General features: G+C 58.5%; 11 protein-coding genes and 1 pseudogene. All 12 read left to right on the top strand.

Annotation, left to right across the window (positions count from 1 at the left end; genetic code table 11):
- Positions 1 to 73: 73 nt before the first annotated feature.
- Positions 74 to 1,735: pseudogene (locus CU102_RS06765) on the top strand (peptidoglycan D,D-transpeptidase FtsI family protein); the annotation flags it as partial.
- Positions 1,736 to 1,935: 200 nt separating this feature from the next.
- Positions 1,936 to 3,405: a UDP-N-acetylmuramoyl-L-alanyl-D-glutamate--2,6-diaminopimelate ligase gene (locus CU102_RS06760; RefSeq protein ID WP_106710349.1), complete on the top strand. Its 1,470-nt coding sequence runs from the start codon at positions 1,936 to 1,938 to the stop codon at positions 3,403 to 3,405.
- Positions 3,402 to 4,835, top strand: a complete 1,434-nt coding sequence (locus tag CU102_RS06755) for a UDP-N-acetylmuramoylalanyl-D-glutamyl-2,6-diaminopimelate--D-alanyl-D-alanine ligase (RefSeq protein WP_106710247.1) — start codon at positions 3,402 to 3,404, stop codon at positions 4,833 to 4,835. The genes CU102_RS06760 and CU102_RS06755 overlap by 4 nt, the downstream gene beginning before the upstream one ends.
- 25 nt (positions 4,836 to 4,860) lie before the next feature.
- Positions 4,861 to 5,943, top strand: coding sequence for a phospho-N-acetylmuramoyl-pentapeptide-transferase (mraY, locus tag CU102_RS06750; protein WP_106710246.1), 1,083 nt, complete (start codon positions 4,861 to 4,863; stop codon positions 5,941 to 5,943).
- A gap of 12 nt (positions 5,944 to 5,955) precedes the next feature.
- On the top strand, positions 5,956 to 7,368 hold the full coding sequence (gene murD / locus CU102_RS06745; RefSeq protein ID WP_106710245.1) for a UDP-N-acetylmuramoyl-L-alanine--D-glutamate ligase: 1,413 nt from the start codon (positions 5,956 to 5,958) through the stop codon (positions 7,366 to 7,368).
- A complete protein-coding gene (gene ftsW, locus CU102_RS06740) occupies positions 7,352 to 8,509 on the top strand; it encodes a putative lipid II flippase FtsW (protein ID WP_106710244.1) in 1,158 nt (385 codons plus the stop codon). Before murD ends, ftsW begins: the two co-directional genes overlap by 17 nt.
- A 3-nt stretch (positions 8,510 to 8,512) precedes the next feature.
- Entirely contained in the window at positions 8,513 to 9,637 is a 1,125-nt protein-coding gene (murG, locus tag CU102_RS06735) for an undecaprenyldiphospho-muramoylpentapeptide beta-N-acetylglucosaminyltransferase (RefSeq protein WP_106710243.1), read from the top strand.
- Entirely contained in the window at positions 9,634 to 11,034 is a 1,401-nt protein-coding gene (gene murC / locus CU102_RS06730; protein WP_106710242.1) for a UDP-N-acetylmuramate--L-alanine ligase, read from the top strand. The genes murG and murC overlap by 4 nt, the downstream gene beginning before the upstream one ends.
- A 55-nt stretch (positions 11,035 to 11,089) precedes the next feature.
- Positions 11,090 to 12,064 carry a UDP-N-acetylmuramate dehydrogenase gene (murB, locus tag CU102_RS06725; RefSeq protein ID WP_106710241.1) on the top strand — a complete coding sequence of 325 codons (975 nt, stop codon included), beginning with the start codon at positions 11,090 to 11,092 and terminating at the stop codon, positions 12,062 to 12,064.
- 260 nt (positions 12,065 to 12,324) lie between these two features.
- Entirely contained in the window at positions 12,325 to 13,251 is a 927-nt protein-coding gene (locus CU102_RS06720) for a D-alanine--D-alanine ligase (RefSeq protein WP_106710240.1), read from the top strand.
- A complete protein-coding gene (locus tag CU102_RS06715; RefSeq protein ID WP_106710239.1) occupies positions 13,239 to 14,180 on the top strand; it encodes a cell division protein FtsQ/DivIB in 942 nt (313 codons plus the stop codon). Before CU102_RS06720 ends, CU102_RS06715 begins: the two co-directional genes overlap by 13 nt.
- Entirely contained in the window at positions 14,177 to 15,499 is a 1,323-nt protein-coding gene (ftsA, locus tag CU102_RS06710; RefSeq protein WP_106710238.1) for a cell division protein FtsA, read from the top strand. The genes CU102_RS06715 and ftsA overlap by 4 nt, the downstream gene beginning before the upstream one ends.
- The last annotated feature ends 29 nt before the right edge of the window (positions 15,500 to 15,528 follow it).

Below are 15,528 nucleotides of genomic sequence, written 5' to 3'. Positions count from 1 at the left end.
TAGGATGTGGATCAAGCGGAAGAAAGCTGAGCTTGGGGCGAGCGCTGCGCCTGCGTTCGCAGTGGACGCCAGGAAAAAGAAGTCCGGCAATCGCGCCCGTAACCGCGTTGTTATGGCCATTGCCTGTTTCATGGGTATTTATGGAATTATTGGTGGTCGGCTGGTCTATTACGGCATGCAGGAAGATACGTCGGGATACAACGGTCCAACCGGCGCTGTGCTTGCTTCGCGCCCCGACATACTGGACCGCAATGGCGAAGTTCTCGCCACCGACATCAAGACTGCCTCGCTCTATGCGGAACCACGCAAGATTATCGACCCCGACGAGGCGATCGAACTGTTGTCGACGGTCCTGCCGGATCTCAATTTCGAACAGACCTACAGCCGTCTCAAGAGTGGCTCGGGCTTCGCCTGGCTCAAACGCGGACTGACACCGCAGCAAAAAAGCCAGATCATGGCACTCGGCATACCGGGCATCGGTTTCAGAACGGAGAAATCGCGCTTCTATCCGGGCGGGCCAACCGCCTCGCATATCCTTGGCCTTGTCAACATCGACAACCAGGGTATTGCAGGCATGGAGAAATACATCGACGAGCAGGGACTATCTGACCTGCGGGATGTCGGTCTTGCGGATAGCCGCTCGCTGGAGCCGGTCAAATTGTCGATCGATTTGCGCGTCCAGCATGTCGTGCGCGATGTTGTCGTGACTGCAATGCAACGCTATCGCGCCATCGCGGCAGGTGCGGTGGTGATCAATGTTCGTACCGGCGAAGTGCTAGCCATGGCATCTGCGCCGGATTTCGACCCCAACAATCCGTTCAACGCGCTCGACAAGGACCGCCTGAACCGCATGTCGGCAGGCACATACGAGATGGGTTCCACCATCAAGAGCTTTACGACGGCGATGGCACTCGATTCGGGCAAGGTCAATCTGAACAGCACGTTCGACGCCAGCCGACCAATTACCATCGGGCATCAGACGATCCGCGATTTTCACGGCAAACACCGTATTCTGACCCTGCCTGAGGTGTTCATCTATTCGTCCAACATCGGCTCGGCCAAGGAAGCGGACGTTGTTGGTATTGAGGGGCACCGGGAGTTCCTGCACCGCCTGGGCCTATTGGAACGTATGCAGACGGAGCTGCCTGAGGTGGCGCGTCCGATGGAGCCAAAAGTCTGGAAGAAGGTGCACTCGATCACCATCGCCTTCGGCCATGGCATGGCGACGACGCCGCTGCAGACTGCAGTGGGCGCTGCTGCCCTCATGAATGGCGGGAAGCTAATCCAGCCCACGTTCCTGCCGCGCACAGTCGAAGAGGCCGACAAGGTGGCAAAGCAGGTCGTGAACGAGAAGACCAGCGAGGATATGCGCTACCTCTACCGTCTTAACAGCGAAACGGGGTCGGGTGGTTCAGGTTCGCGCGCCAATGTCAAAGGCTACCGCGTTGGCGGCAAGACCGGTACGGCAGAAAAAGTGGTCAACGGCCGCTATTCGAGCGACGTGCGATTCAATGCCTTCGTCGCTGCCTTTCCAATCGACAAGCCCGAATATGTTGTCCTGACGATCATCGATGAGCCGAAGCCGGAGGAAGGCAAGGTCGGAGCAACGGCCGGTTTCAATGCCGCGCCAATGGTAGCCGACATCATCCGGAGGTCGGCATCTTTTCTCGGTGTGAAGCCTGACTTCGGGGAAGAACAAGTAACTGCTCCATTAATGGTGACGTTTGATGACTAGAACGTCATTCATTGAAGCAGGTTCGTCCCACACAAGCCGGGCGCCCACCAGCCAGGAGCCCGAATTCCCACCAATGGAATGCATCGTATTTGTGGATCGATGCTCTAATGCCGCAGATTCGACTCAAAACGATGCGCATTGCGAGCAGACTCAATGAGTTTATGAAGTAGAACGTTTGAAGAATGGGTTCCAGTCCGGCCATGAAACTGAAAGATCTGAACGGTATTCCGGCCTTGGCGATCTCCGAGATCGGAGAGAAGACGATCAATGGTCTGACATCGGACTCCCGCCTCGTGGAGCGCGGCTTTCTGTTCGCGGCCCTCAAAGGCTCCAAGTCGGACGGCGCCGCTTATGCGGCCGACGCTGTAGCCCGGGGTGCCGTGGTCATCGTTACTTCCAAGGGTGCGAAACTCGGCAAGATCGCGGTTCCGATCATCTATGTGGATGATCCGCGCCGCACGTTGGCATTGGCCGCCGCAAGTTTCTACAAACTCCAGCCAGACGTCATGGTTGCCATTACCGGTACGAGCGGCAAAACGTCGGTAGCGTCGTTCACGCGCCAGATCTGGGCGCAGGCAGGCTTCGCTTCGGCCAGCATCGGCACGACTGGTGTTGTTTCGCCCAAGCGTGACGATTACGGCTCCCTGACCACGCCTGATCCGGTCGAACTGCATAAATTGTTGCGGGAACTGGTCGAAGAAGGTGTGACCCATGCGGCGATGGAAGCCTCGTCCCATGGTCTCGATCAGCGCCGGCTCGATGGTGTCCGGCTTTCAGCGGGTGCGTTTACCAATCTCGGCCGCGATCACATGGACTATCACGCGACAGTCGAGGAATATCATGCTGCCAAATTGCGCCTGTTCACCGAGCTGCTGCCGAAGGGTGCCCCGGCCGTAATTTTTGCCGATGACATGTTCTCCAAGCCAACGATCGCTGCTGCAAGCGAAGCTGGCTGCCAAGTCCTGACCGTTGGCCGCAAGGGTGATTTCATTACGTTGAAGCGCGTCGAGCATGAGCGGTTCCGCCAGCACGTGGAAGTACAAATCAATGGCGAAATCTTCGAGATCACCCTGCCGCTTGCGGGCGATTTCCAAGTCGCCAATGGTCTGGTTGCGGCTGGCCTCGCCATCGCCACCGGTGTTCCCGCTGCCGCTGCCATGCGCGGTCTGGAGCGGCTCAAGGGCGCGCCGGGTCGTCTCGACTTGGTCGGAGCGACCGAGGAGGGGGCACCTGCCTATGTCGATTATGCCCACAAACCCGACGCGCTGGAGAACGTCCTCGCTTCTGTTCGTCCATTCACGACCGGCCGGGTTATCGTGGTGTTCGGTTGCGGCGGCGATCGTGACAAGGGAAAGCGCCCGATGATGGGCGAAATAGCCACGCGGCTCGCCGACATTGTCATCGTGACCGATGACAATCCGCGCTCGGAAGTGCCTGCCACAATCCGCTCCGAAATCCTGGCAGCCGCCCCCGGCGCTCGCGAAATCCCCGATCGCCGTGAGGCGATCCGCGAAGCCGTGGACATGATGAAGTCGGGTGATACGCTGATTGTTGCCGGAAAAGGCCACGAGGAGGGCCAGACGGTCGGCGATGTGGTGCTGCCGTTCTCGGACCACGCCGAAGTCGGTCAGGCGCTGAAAGACCGGCTCGCCAAGGAGAGCGGCGCATGAGCTTGCTTTGGACTTCGGAGGCGATGATCGAAGCGATGAATGGCAGACCCGTCGGCAAGCTGCCGGATGGGATTGCCGGCATTTCGATCGATACGCGCACACTGCGCAAGGGCGAGGCATTCTTTGCCATCAAGGGCGATGCACTCGATGGTCACGATTATGCGACGGCGGCGGTGGCGGCAGGAGCAGCACTTCTTGTTGTCGCTGAGGCCAAATTACCGGCGCTCGGCAAGCTGAAAGCACCGATGATCGTCGTCGACGACGTGCTGGCCGCCATGACGCGGCTCGGTATTGCCTCTCGGGAACGCTCTCACGCGCAGATCATTGCGGTAACTGGCTCGGTTGGCAAGACGACCACCAAGGAAGCGCTCCGGCATGCACTTTCGGCAGCTGGCAAGGTGCACGCGTCGGTCGCATCCTTCAATAATCATTGGGGTGTCCCACTGACATTGGCACGCATGCCGGCGGATACGGACTACGGAGTGTTTGAGATCGGCATGAACCATGCGGATGAAATCCGTCCTCTGGTCAAAATGGTTCGTCCGCACGTTGCTTTGATTACACTGATTGCACCTGCCCATCTTGGCCATTTCAAGAATCTCCAGGAAATCGCCGAAGCCAAGGCAGAGATTTTTGACGGCATCGTACCGGGCGGCTATGCACTGCTCAACCGCGATGACAAGCATTTCAAGTTATTGGATACGCTGGCTCGGGCAGCGGGTGTGGAGCACATCAAGAGTTTCGGCGAAAACGCACGAGCGGACTATCGCCTCGTCAAGCTGAAGCTGCATGGCGACTGCTCTTGCATGACAGCACGTCTCGCGGGTGAGGAAGTCGTCGCCAAGGTTGGTGCACCAGGTCGTCATATCGTGCAGAATGTCCTCGCAGTGCTGGGCGCTGCTCACTTGACGGGCGCGGATATGACCAAAGTTACCTTGGCGCTAGCATCGCTCCGGCCCGAGAGCGGACGCGGCGCTCGCCACACGCTCGAAATCGCCAAAGGCACGTTCACACTGATTGACGAGAGCTACAACGCCAACCCGGCATCGATGCGCGCCGCAATAGAACTTTTGGCCGCAGCTACCCCCACTGGAAAGGGCCGGCGCATTGCCGTTCTTGGCGATATGCTGGAACTTGGTAAACAAGCGCCGAAGCTGCATGCCGAACTGTCATCTGTCATCGCCGCGAATCATATCAACATGGTTTTTCTCGGTGGACCCGAGATGGCGGCGCTCAAAGCGGCCATGCCGGTTGAATTTCACGCCGAATACAGGCAGAGCGTAGACGAACTGCAACCGCAATTGCTGAACACGATAAGGGCCGGTGACGTGATCATGGTCAAGTCATCGAAGGGGACCGGATTCTCCCAGATCGTTAAAACGCTCTTGCAGAAATACAACACCGTGGAGCCTGTCGGTCCTGCCGAATGATCCTACGGCTATGGGGAAATAGCTGATGCTTTATTATCTCGCCGGTCTGGCGGAACATATCCAGTTTCTCAACGTGTTCCGCTACATCACGTTCAGGACCGGCGGCGCCCTGATCACCTCGGCGCTGATTGTATTTCTGTTTGGACCACGTATCATCGATTCACTGCGGATACGGCAGGGACGCGGTCAGCCGATCCGTGCCGATGGCCCGCAGACTCATTTTAAAAAGGCCGGCACACCGACGATGGGCGGGCTCATGATCCTGACGGGTATTGTTGTCTCGTCATTGCTTTGGGCCAACTGGTCGAATGTCTATGTATGGATCGTATTGCTGGTTGCCCTCGGGTTCGGTGCAATCGGTTTCTATGATGACTACCTGAAAGTAAGCAAACAGACGTTCAAAGGTTTTTCGGCGAGGGCGCGCCTGGGAATAGAGTTTCTCCTTGCCGGCTTGGCTGGTCTTGCCATCATGTGGGCCGGACAGGAGCCTTTCTCCTCGTCGCTGACTTTCCCGTTCGCCAAGCAGTTGATCCTCAATCTGGGCATCTTCTTCATTCCCTTTGCCGCCTTCGTCATGGTCGGCGCCGGCAATGCAGTGAATTTCACGGATGGCCTGGACGGTCTTGCGACAGTTCCGGTGATGATTGCAGCAGCTTCGTTCGGCGTTATCGCGTATCTTTCAGGCAATGCGATCTTCGCGGACTATCTGCAGATACACTTCACGCCCGGCACTGGCGAGCTCGCCGTGGTACTTGGTTCGGTCATCGGTGCGGGGCTCGGTTTCCTCTGGTTCAATGCACCGCCCGCCGCCATCTTTATGGGTGATACCGGATCCCTTGCGCTCGGTGGTCTCATTGGAGCCGTTGCCGTCGCCACCAAGCACGAAATAGTCCTCGCCATTATCGGCGGCGTATTCGTCATGGAAGCGATGTCGGTCATCATCCAGGTGGCCTCGTTCAAGATGACCGGCAAGCGCGTCTTCCTGATGGCGCCTATCCATCACCACTTCGAAAAGAAAGGCTGGACCGAGAGCCAGGTGGTGATCCGGCTCTGGATCATCGCCGTTATCCTCGCGCTGATCGGCCTCTCTACGCTTAAACTCAGATAAGGGTTTGCCCGCATGATCGCTGCCTACTCCATGAAGGACAAGACCGTCGCGCTGTTCGGGCTCGGCGGTTCGGGCATAGCGACCGCGCAGGCGATTGTCGCCGGAGGAGCGAAAGTCATTGCCTGGGATGACAATCCCGAGAGCGTCTCGCGTGCACGAAACGCGGGCATCGAAACCGGCGATCTGCGGCAGTTGGACTGGAAGCAATTCTCGTCCTTCGTCCTGTCGCCTGGCGTGCCGCTCACGCACCCGCGACCGCACTGGACAGTGGATCTGGCCAAGGCTGCGGGCGTCGAAATCATTGGCGACGTTGAGCTGTTTGGCCGTGAGCGAAATCTCATTGGTAAGAACAGTCCGTTCATTGCCATTACAGGTACCAATGGCAAATCGACAACCACGGCGCTGATTGCGCACATCATCAAGACGTCCGGCCGCGACATGCAGCTCGGCGGCAATATCGGCACTGCTGTCATGACTTTGCAGCCGCCCGCCGACAAGCGTTTTTATGTGGTAGAGTGTTCGTCCTACCAGATCGATCTGGCACCTTCGATTAATCCCACTGCCGGCATTTTGCTGAATTTGACGCCCGACCATCTCGATCGCCACGGTACGATGCAGCACTACGCCGAAATCAAGGAGCGTCTTGTTGCTGGGAGCGAAACCGCGATCATCGGTATTGACGACAGTTATTGCGCGGCAATAGCCGACCGGCTGCAACGCACGGGCAAGCCGGTGCTCCGCATATCCAAGCGCTTGGCCGTTCGCGACGGCTACTTTGCCGAAGGCTCCGATCTCTTCCACGCGGTAAACGGGGAGATGACCGTCGTCGCGTCGCTCGCCGGCATCGGGTCCCTGCGCGGCGAGCACAATGCACAAAACGCACTGGCAGCCTTTGCGGCCTGCCGCTCAGTCGGATTGTCCAATGAAGAGATCAACGCAGGATTGAAGACATTTCCCGGTCTAGCCCATCGCATGGAACAGGTTGCCAAGCTCGGCAGAACGCTTTTCGTCAACGATTCCAAAGCCACAAATGCTGATGCAGCAGCGCCGGCTCTTTCGTCATTTCCGCGCATCTACTGGATCGCCGGGGGGCTCCCCAAGGAAGGCGGTATCGCATCGCTTTCCGGCTTTTTCCCACGCATTGCAAAGGCCTATTTGATTGGCGAAGCGGCCCCGCAATTTGCCGCAACCCTGGGCGAAGCGGCCCGCTACGAGATATCCGGCACGATTGACGCGGCGGTTGAGCATGCTGCACGCGACGCGGCAAGTGACGGCTCTGCAGAACCGGTCGTGCTGCTGTCGCCGGCCTGTGCCAGCTTCGATCAGTTTCAGAATTTCGAAAAACGCGGCGAGGCATTCCGCTCCGCCGTCCTCGCGCTTGCGGGCGCATCCGCTATTGGAGGCTCTGATGGTAAGCCGTGTTGACCGTGGTCCCGTAGCCGACTGGTGGTGGACAATCGATCGTTTTCTCCTGGCAGCCTGTCTTGCCCTGATGGGGCTCGGGATCCTGCTGTCCTTCGCGGCAAGCCCCGCCGTCGCCGAGCGTATCGGGCTGGACAGTTTCCACTTCGTCAAGCGTCAGGCGCTGTTCATGGTACCTGCCGTGATCGTGATGTTCGCCGTGTCCTTCATGGCGCCGCGGACAATCCGCCGGTTTGCCATGATCATGCTCGGCATCTCCCTCGTTGCCATGGTGGGTGCTCTATTCTTCGGTATAGAAGTCAAGGGCGCGCGACGCTGGATTTCGCTCGCCGGCGTTTCAATTCAGCCATCGGAGTTCATGAAGCCGGCCTTCGTAATCGTGTGTGCGTGGCTGTTTGCCGAGAATGAAAGGCGCAAGGACATTCCGGGCAACTTTTTCTCAATGGTGTTGTTCTGTGTGGTGGCCGCTTTGCTCGTCGCACAGCCCGATCTCGGGCAGACCATTCTGACGGCCGTCACTTGGGGCGCCATGTTCTTCATGGCCGGGGTACCTTGGCTGTGGATCATCGGGCTTGGTGTTCTTGCCGTTGGCGGCTTCTTTGGCGCTTACACAGTATTTCCCCATGTGGCCGGCCGTATCGATCGTTTCTTGACTGGCGAAGGCGACACATTTCAGGTCGATACCGGCCGCGAAGCGATTATTCGTGGCGGCTGGTTTGGGCAGGGGCCGGGTGAGGGCACGATCAAACGCATCATCCCCGATAGTCATACGGACTTCATCTTCTCGGTCACGGCGGAGGAATATGGCATTGCGCTTTGCCTGTTGATCGTGATCATCTTCGCATTCATCGTCATTCGCGGCCTGTCGATTGCGCTGAAGGAACGCGATGATTTTACCCGGCTTTCGGTCTCGGGCCTGGTGATCCTGTTCGGCTTCCAGTCGATCATCAACATGTCGGTCAATCTGCACCTGATGCCAGCAAAGGGTATGACGCTGCCATTCATCTCCTATGGTGGTTCGTCTTTGATCGCCGTTGCGATCTCGACCGGGCTCCTGCTCGCATTGACACGGCGCCGGCCCGCAGCGCGCCGCTCGGCCACATTGGTCGATGCAAAGATGCGGACACTGGCGGGTAGCATCTGAACGATGACGAAGGGGGTTATCTTTCTTGCCGCCGGTGGTACCGGCGGTCACCTTTTCCCGGCCGAAGCGCTGGCGCATGAGTTGATTGCGCGCGATTGGGAAATCCACCTCGCTACCGACGATCGAGCGACACGTTTTACAAGCGCGTTTCCAGCTAAAGTCCATGTGGTGCGATCGGCGACGATTGCAGGGCGCAATCCGCTCTCCCTGACGAAGACATTCTGGACTCTGTGGCAGGGCAATCTCGATTCCCGCAAACTGTTTCGTGCATTGAAGCCCAAGCTCGTCGCCGGCTTCGGCGGTTATCCAACCCTCCCGCCGCTCTATGCGGCGAGCCGAATGAAAATTCCGACGCTGGTCCATGAGCAGAATGCGGTGATGGGCCGTGCCAACAAGGCACTCGCTGCGCGGGTCAATGCCATCGCCGGCGGGTTCCTTTCTGACCGCGGCGGCCCTTTCGCCGACAAGACCGTTGTCACCGGCAATCCTGTTCGCCCTGCCGTCCTTGCAGAAGTTGGCAAGCCGTATGTCGCGTCGCAGGCACATCAGCCCTTCCACTTCCTGGTGTTCGGTGGCAGCCAGGGCGCGCAGTATTTTTCAACCGCGGTTCCTGCAGCCATCAAGCTGCTTGCGCCGGCGGATCAAGCGCGTCTTGTGTTGACGCAGCAAGCCCGGCCTGAGGATGAGGCGCAGGTACGCGCCGCGTATCAGGCACTCGGCATCAAGGCCTACGTTGCCCCATTCTTCAAGGATATGCCTCGCCGGATGGCGGATGCGCATTTTGTCCTTTCCCGCTCGGGCGCGTCCACTGTTTCCGAGATCGCTGCAATCGGTCGTCCCGCCATTCTCGTACCATTCCCGCATGCGCTGGACCATGATCAGGCGGCCAATGCGGCGGCCCTGCAGGCGGTCGGCGGTGCCGACGTCATAAAACAGTCGGAACTATCACCGGAGCGCATCGCCGCTATCCTGACGAGTGCTATGAATGAGCCGGAACGACTGGCATTTGTTGCGGAAAAAGCCCGCAGCACCGGCAAGCCGGACGCTACAAGGTTGCTTGCAGACCTCGCAGAGGCTATTGCGTCCGACCAGCGTATTGAAGAATTCAAAAAAGGAGTGCGTCCATGAAGATGCCGCTCAACATCGGCCTTGTTCATTTCATCGGTATCGGCGGTATCGGCATGAGCGGCATTGCCGAAGTCCTGCATAATCTCGGCTACAGGGTTCAGGGGTCCGACCAGGCGGACAGCGCCAATGTGCAGCGTCTGCGTGAAAAGGGCATCGAGATCTTCGTCGGCCACAAGGCCGAGAACGTAGGCGACGCCGAAGTGGTCGTCGTGTCGACAGCCATCAAGAAGTCCAATCCGGAACTGATCGCTGCGCGTGAAAGGCTGCTGCCAGTCGTCCGCCGCGCGGAAATGCTGGCTGAACTCATGCGCTTTCGCAAGGCTGTTGCCATCGGCGGCACGCACGGCAAGACGACGACGACCTCGATGGTTGCCACCTTGCTCGACGCGGGTAATCTCGATCCGACCGTCATCAATGGCGGCATCATCAATGCGTATGGCACCAATGCACGCATGGGCGAGGGAGACTGGATGGTCGTGGAGGCGGATGAGAGCGACGGCACGTTCCTGAAGCTTCCGGCCGACGTTGCAGTAGTCACCAATATCGATCCGGAACATCTCGATCACTACGGAACGTTCGATCGGGTTCGGGAAGCTTTCCGGCAATTCGTCGAGAATGTTCCGTTTTATGGATTCGGCGTGATGTGCCTGGACCATCCCGAAGTGCAGTCGCTGGTGTCGCGCATCGAGGATCGCCGGGTCATCACCTATGGCGAAAATCCACAGGCAGATGTGCGTTTCGTCAACCTTGTCGTAGACGGCGCCAGCTCGCGTTTCGATGTCCAGATCGCCAAGCGCAAGACCGGAGGAACGATCGAGATCACCGGCCTTCGCCTACCAATGCCGGGCCGCCATAACGTCTCCAACGCCACGGCAGCAATCGCAGTGGCGCATGAGCTTGGCATTTCTGCTGACGATATCAAAAAAGGGCTGTCGTCATTCGGCGGGGTCAAACGCCGGTTCACCCATACGGGAACATGGAACGGCGTCGAGATTTTCGACGATTACGGCCATCATCCCGTCGAGATAAAGGCTGTGCTGAAGGCAGCGCGCGATTCCGCCAAGGGCCGCGTAGTTGCTGTTGTCCAGCCACACCGCTTTACGCGCCTTGCCAGTCTGTTCGACGAATTCGCTGCCTGTTTCAACGATGCGGACACCGTCGTCGTTGCGCCGGTATACACGGCCGGCGAGGATCCGATCGAAGGCATCACATCCGAGGCACTGGTTTCCCGCATCAGAACTGCCGCCCATCGCGACGCGCGCTATATCAATGGCCCGCAGGAAGTCGCCCCGTTGATAGCCGAAATCGCCAAACCAGATGATTTTGTGATTTTTCTTGGTGCAGGCAGTATCACCCAGTGGGCCTATGCCTTGCCAAAGGAACTGGCTGCGCTCTAAGTTTGGCGGTTGCTCCGGGTGGGATGTTTGGGGCTGAGGCTGCTGGAAGGATAGAATGTACTCATTGGTTGATGGCGAAGCCCTGTTGAAAAAGCTGGGCGATCGATTCTCGGGCCTGCGCGGGCGTTTGACGCCCAATATGGGCATGGAAAAAGTGACGTGGTTCCGTGCAGGCGGCCCGGCCGAGGTCCTGTTCCAGCCGGCCGATGAGGAAGATCTGTCGGCATTCCTCAAGGCCGTTCCTGAAGAATATCCAATCCTGACAGTCGGCATCGGGTCCAACCTCCTCGTGCGCGATGGCGGCATACGCGGTTTTGTGGTGCGGCTTTCTGCGAAGGGCTTCGGTGAGGTTGAACGCGTAGCGGAAACGCAGCTCAGGGCAGGCACGGCCACGCCGGACAAACGCGTCGCGGCCGCGGCGTTGGAGGCTGGCATTGCCGGCTTCCATTTCTACCACGGCATCCCGGGTGGCATTGGCGGCGCACTGCGCATGAACGCCGGCGCCAACGGCGTCGAGACGCGGGAGCGGGTGGTCGAAGTGCGGGCTCTCGATCGCAAGGGTGAGGTGCATACCCTGTCCAATGCGGATATGGGCTACGCCTACCGCCACTCCGGGGCGCCGAACGACTTGATCTTCACGTCGGCATTGTTCGAAGGTTCGCCCGGCGACAGGGGCGACATTCAAGCGGCAATGGATGCCGTGCAACAACACCGTGAGACGGTACAGCCCATCCGCGAGAAAACCGGCGGTTCAACATTCAAGAACCCGGACGGTTCCTCGGCCTGGAAGGAAATCGACAAGGCAGGCGGACGTGGCCTGATGATCGGCGGTGCGCAAATGTCTCCCATGCACTGCAACTTCATGATCAATACCGGTACGGCGACCGGCCATGATCTTGAGATCTTGGGCGAAACGATCCGTTCGCGCGTCCTGGAAAAATCGGGCATCCGACTTCACTGGGAGATCAAGCGTCTCGGGATGTTCCGGCCGGGCCAAGAGGTGGACGAGTTCATGGGGCAACTGCTTTAAGCACTGGAACTCTGCGTTGCGCTCTTCGAAGCCGATGTCGCATTTCAGCCATGGAACACATTTTTTTACACGAAAATTCATTGTTGAATCATTGGGGACTTGTCAGCGAATCAACTCTCTGATTCTTTAGGGGCAAGCGTTAACTGATTTGAGTCGGCTGGTTTTTATCAGCTTCGGGTATCTGCGGTCCCGGCCGCCGGATGTGCCTCGACTCATGTCTTTTTCCGCCTTTGATGGGGAAGTGTTGAGGGGTTGCCTTGATGGCGAAAAAGCATGTTGCAATGCTGATGGGTGGCTTTTCATCGGAGCGTCCGGTGAGCCTTTCCTCTGGCAATGCCTGTGCCGATGCGCTGGAGGCGGAGGGCTATCGGGTCACGCGGGTTGATGTCGATCGCGATGTTGCCAGCGTTCTCAATGCGCTGAAGCCGGATGTGGTGTTCAATGCGCTGCATGGCCCCTTCGGCGAGGATGGTACCGTTCAGGGCATCCTCGAATATCTTGAAATCCCCTATACCCATTCTGGCGTGCTTGCTTCGGCGCTGGCTATGAACAAGGAGCAGGCGAAAATCGTTGCCAAGGCGGCGGGCGTTCCGGTGGCGGAAGCCAGGGTCATGGATCGTCACGACTTCACGTCGTTACATCCGATGAAGCCGCCTTATGTGGTCAAGCCGGTCAGTGAAGGGTCGAGCTTTGGTGTTGTGATCGTCAAGGAGGATCAGTCGCATCCGCCGCAAATCATCACATCAAACGACTGGAAGTACGGCGATACCGTCATGGTCGAGCGCTACATCCATGGACGGGAATTGACCTGTGCTGTCATGGGTGATGTCGCCATCGGTGTGTGTGAGATCATCCCTGTTGGGCACCAGTTCTATGATTATGATTCAAAATATGTTGCAGGCGGATCAAATCATGTGGTTCCCGCTAAAATTTCACTAAAAATTTACCAAAAAGTACAAACACTGGCACTCAAGGCGCATCAGGCAATTGGATGTAAAGGAATTAGCCGGTCGGACTTCCGCTACGACGACCGTTTTTCCGAAGATGGCGAGCTTATCTGGCTGGAAGTGAATACCCAGCCAGGCATGACTCCCACCTCTCTCGTGCCTGATATCGCCAAAGCTGCGGGGCATACCTTCGGTGAATTGTTGAGTTGGATGGTGGAGGACGCATCGTGTTTGCGTTGAAGGGCAAAAATGCGCACCCTCGGGGTGCTGCGCCGGTGTCTTCGGGCAGGTCGGCGACTTTTGGCCGTTTCCGGATCGTCTTGCCAAAATTCCTGCGCAAACCGGCGCGCGTGCTGGCGCGCACCATTGAGGGCGAAGTGTCCATTCCGAACCATGTCGGGACATTTGGTGCCGTCGCGTTTCTTGCGCTGACCGGTGCCTATGGGGCCATTCTCGGCGGTCATGCGCCGGAAGTCGTCAAGGTTACGACATCGACATTTGGATTTGCCATCGAAGACGTCAAGGTGGTGGGCAATAAGGAAACGTCCGAGATCGACGTTCTCGGCGCTCTTGGCCTCGACGGCGAAACCTCCTTGGTCGGGTTGAGTGCTGCCGATGCGCAGAAGGCTGTCGCGGGATTGCCGTGGGTTGAATCCGTCGACGTATTCAAGGTCTATCCGAACACAATTCAGATTTCGATCCACGAGCGGACGGCGATGGCAGTCTGGCAGAATGGCAGCGAGCTCTCGGTCATCGACGCGGACGGCCGTGTGATCGTTCCATTCACCGGCGGACGCAGTGCCGCCCTGCCATTGGTGATCGGCGCCGGCGCAGACAAGCAGGCGAAGCTGTTGATGGCACAGATGGCTGCCTTTCCACAGATCGCAGGCGAGGTGAAGGCTTATGCGCGGCTTGGCGACCGTCGCTGGGATCTTGTCATGAAGAGTGGCGTGACGCTGATGCTGCCGGAATACCGGATCGATAAAGCGCTAGCGGATATCGTTGATATGGATCGCAAGTCCGGACTTCTGTCGCGTGATATCGCGTCGGTCGATCTGCGCCTGACTGGCCGGGTCGTCGTTCGTTTGACACCAGACGCGATGGTACAGCGCGTTGAATATTTGAAGGCGCGCGACAAGGCGTCCAAGCGTTCGGAGAAGCGTGTATGAGTATTCTGAACGGAAAAGCGAACTCGGCTGGAGCGGCATCCGCAAAGCGGACCCGCTCCCTAACAGTTCTTGATATTGGCTCAAGCAAGGTATGCTGCATCATTGCGCGGCTGCGTCCGCGTGAAGAGAGCGCCCATCTGCCGGGCCGTACCCACCGCATCGAAGTGCTCGGGATCGGTCACCAGAAATCGCGCGGCATCAAATCCGGCGTGATCGTCAATCTGGATGCTGCTGAACAGGCGATCCGCCTCGCAGTCGATGCAGCCGAGCGCATGGCCGGTCTGACCGTCGACTCAATGATCGTCAACATTTCCTCAGGCCGTCTCAAGAGCGAGAGCTTTTCGGCGAGCATCAATCTCGGCGGGCATGAGGTCGACCAGGCCGATATCCGCCGTGTCCTTGCCGCAGGCGCGAAGCAGGCCCTCGCAACCGAACGTCATCTGGTTCATTCGCTGCCCATCGCCTATGGGCTCGATGGCGAGCGCGGTATACGCGATCCGCTCGGGATGATCGGCGATACGCTCGGCGTTGAAATGCATGTGCTCACAGCTGACGCTGCGCCATTGCGCAACCTCGAACTTTGCGTCAACCGTTGCCATTTGTCGGTGGAGGCAATGATTGCGACGCCCTACGCCAGTGGTCTTTCGGCACTTGTCGATGACGAAGCCGAGATGGGCGCTGCCTGTATCGACATGGGCGGCGGCACGACAACGATATCGGTCTTCTCCGAAGGCAAGTTCATTCACGCTGACGCCATCGCCATCGGTGGCAACCACGTGACCATGGACGTGGCTCGCGGGCTTTCTGCGCATATGGATGATGCGGAGCGGCTGAAGGTCATGCACGGCTCGGCGTTGCCCAGCGCTGCCGATGACCGCGATCTCATCAGCGTCTCGCCGCTCGGCAATGACGGGCGTGATGTACCCAACCAGTATCCGCGCGCTGTTCTGACACGCATTATCCGTGCCCGCGTTGAGGAGACGCTAGAGCTGGCGCGCGATCGTCTCAATCAATCCGGCTACGGCCAGATTGTCGGCAAGCGCGTCGTCCTGACGGGCGGAGCCAGTCAACTGGCAGGGCTGCCCGAGGTGGCCCGCCGCATCCTGGCGCGCAATGTGCGAATTGGCCGCCCTCTCGGTGTGACGGGGCTTCCCGAAGCAGCCAAGGGGCCGGCTTTCTCTGCAGCGGTTGGTCTTCTGATCTACCCGCAGGTGGCAGGAATTGAAGAGCGTTCTGTAAAGGCCGGTTCATCATCGCTGATGACAGGTACGGGTGGGCGTTTTCAGCGTATCGGCCAGTGGCTGAGAGAGAGTTTTTGATCAATCGGGGAAACCCAAAAAAATACCGC

This window comes from Phyllobacterium brassicacearum (assembly GCF_003010955.1).
In the GTDB taxonomy this organism is placed as follows: Bacteria; Pseudomonadota; Alphaproteobacteria; order Rhizobiales; family Rhizobiaceae; genus Phyllobacterium; species Phyllobacterium brassicacearum.
The sequence above is the reverse complement of the archived record's forward strand: the minus strand, read 5'-3'. Positions and strand labels throughout refer to the sequence as shown.

Excerpts from the sequence above, each read along its gene's own strand:
- CU102_RS06755 (WP_106710247.1), top strand. The coding sequence starts at position 3,402 with ATGAGCTTGCTTTGGACTTCGGAGGCGATGATCGAAGCGATGAATGGC.
- ftsW (WP_106710244.1), top strand. The coding sequence starts at position 7,352 with ATGGTAAGCCGTGTTGACCGTGGTCCCGTAGCCGACTGGTGGTGGACA.
- murG (WP_106710243.1), top strand. The coding sequence starts at position 8,513 with ATGACGAAGGGGGTTATCTTTCTTGCCGCCGGTGGTACCGGCGGTCAC.
- ftsA (WP_106710238.1), top strand. The coding sequence starts at position 14,177 with ATGAGTATTCTGAACGGAAAAGCGAACTCGGCTGGAGCGGCATCCGCA.
- mraY (WP_106710246.1), top strand. The coding sequence starts at position 4,861 with ATGCTTTATTATCTCGCCGGTCTGGCGGAACATATCCAGTTTCTCAAC.
- CU102_RS06720 (WP_106710240.1), top strand. The coding sequence starts at position 12,325 with ATGGCGAAAAAGCATGTTGCAATGCTGATGGGTGGCTTTTCATCGGAG.
- murD (WP_106710245.1), top strand. The coding sequence starts at position 5,956 with ATGATCGCTGCCTACTCCATGAAGGACAAGACCGTCGCGCTGTTCGGG.
- murC (WP_106710242.1), top strand. The coding sequence starts at position 9,634 with ATGAAGATGCCGCTCAACATCGGCCTTGTTCATTTCATCGGTATCGGC.
- CU102_RS06760 (WP_106710349.1), top strand. The coding sequence starts at position 1,936 with ATGAAACTGAAAGATCTGAACGGTATTCCGGCCTTGGCGATCTCCGAG.
- murB (WP_106710241.1), top strand. The coding sequence starts at position 11,090 with ATGTACTCATTGGTTGATGGCGAAGCCCTGTTGAAAAAGCTGGGCGAT.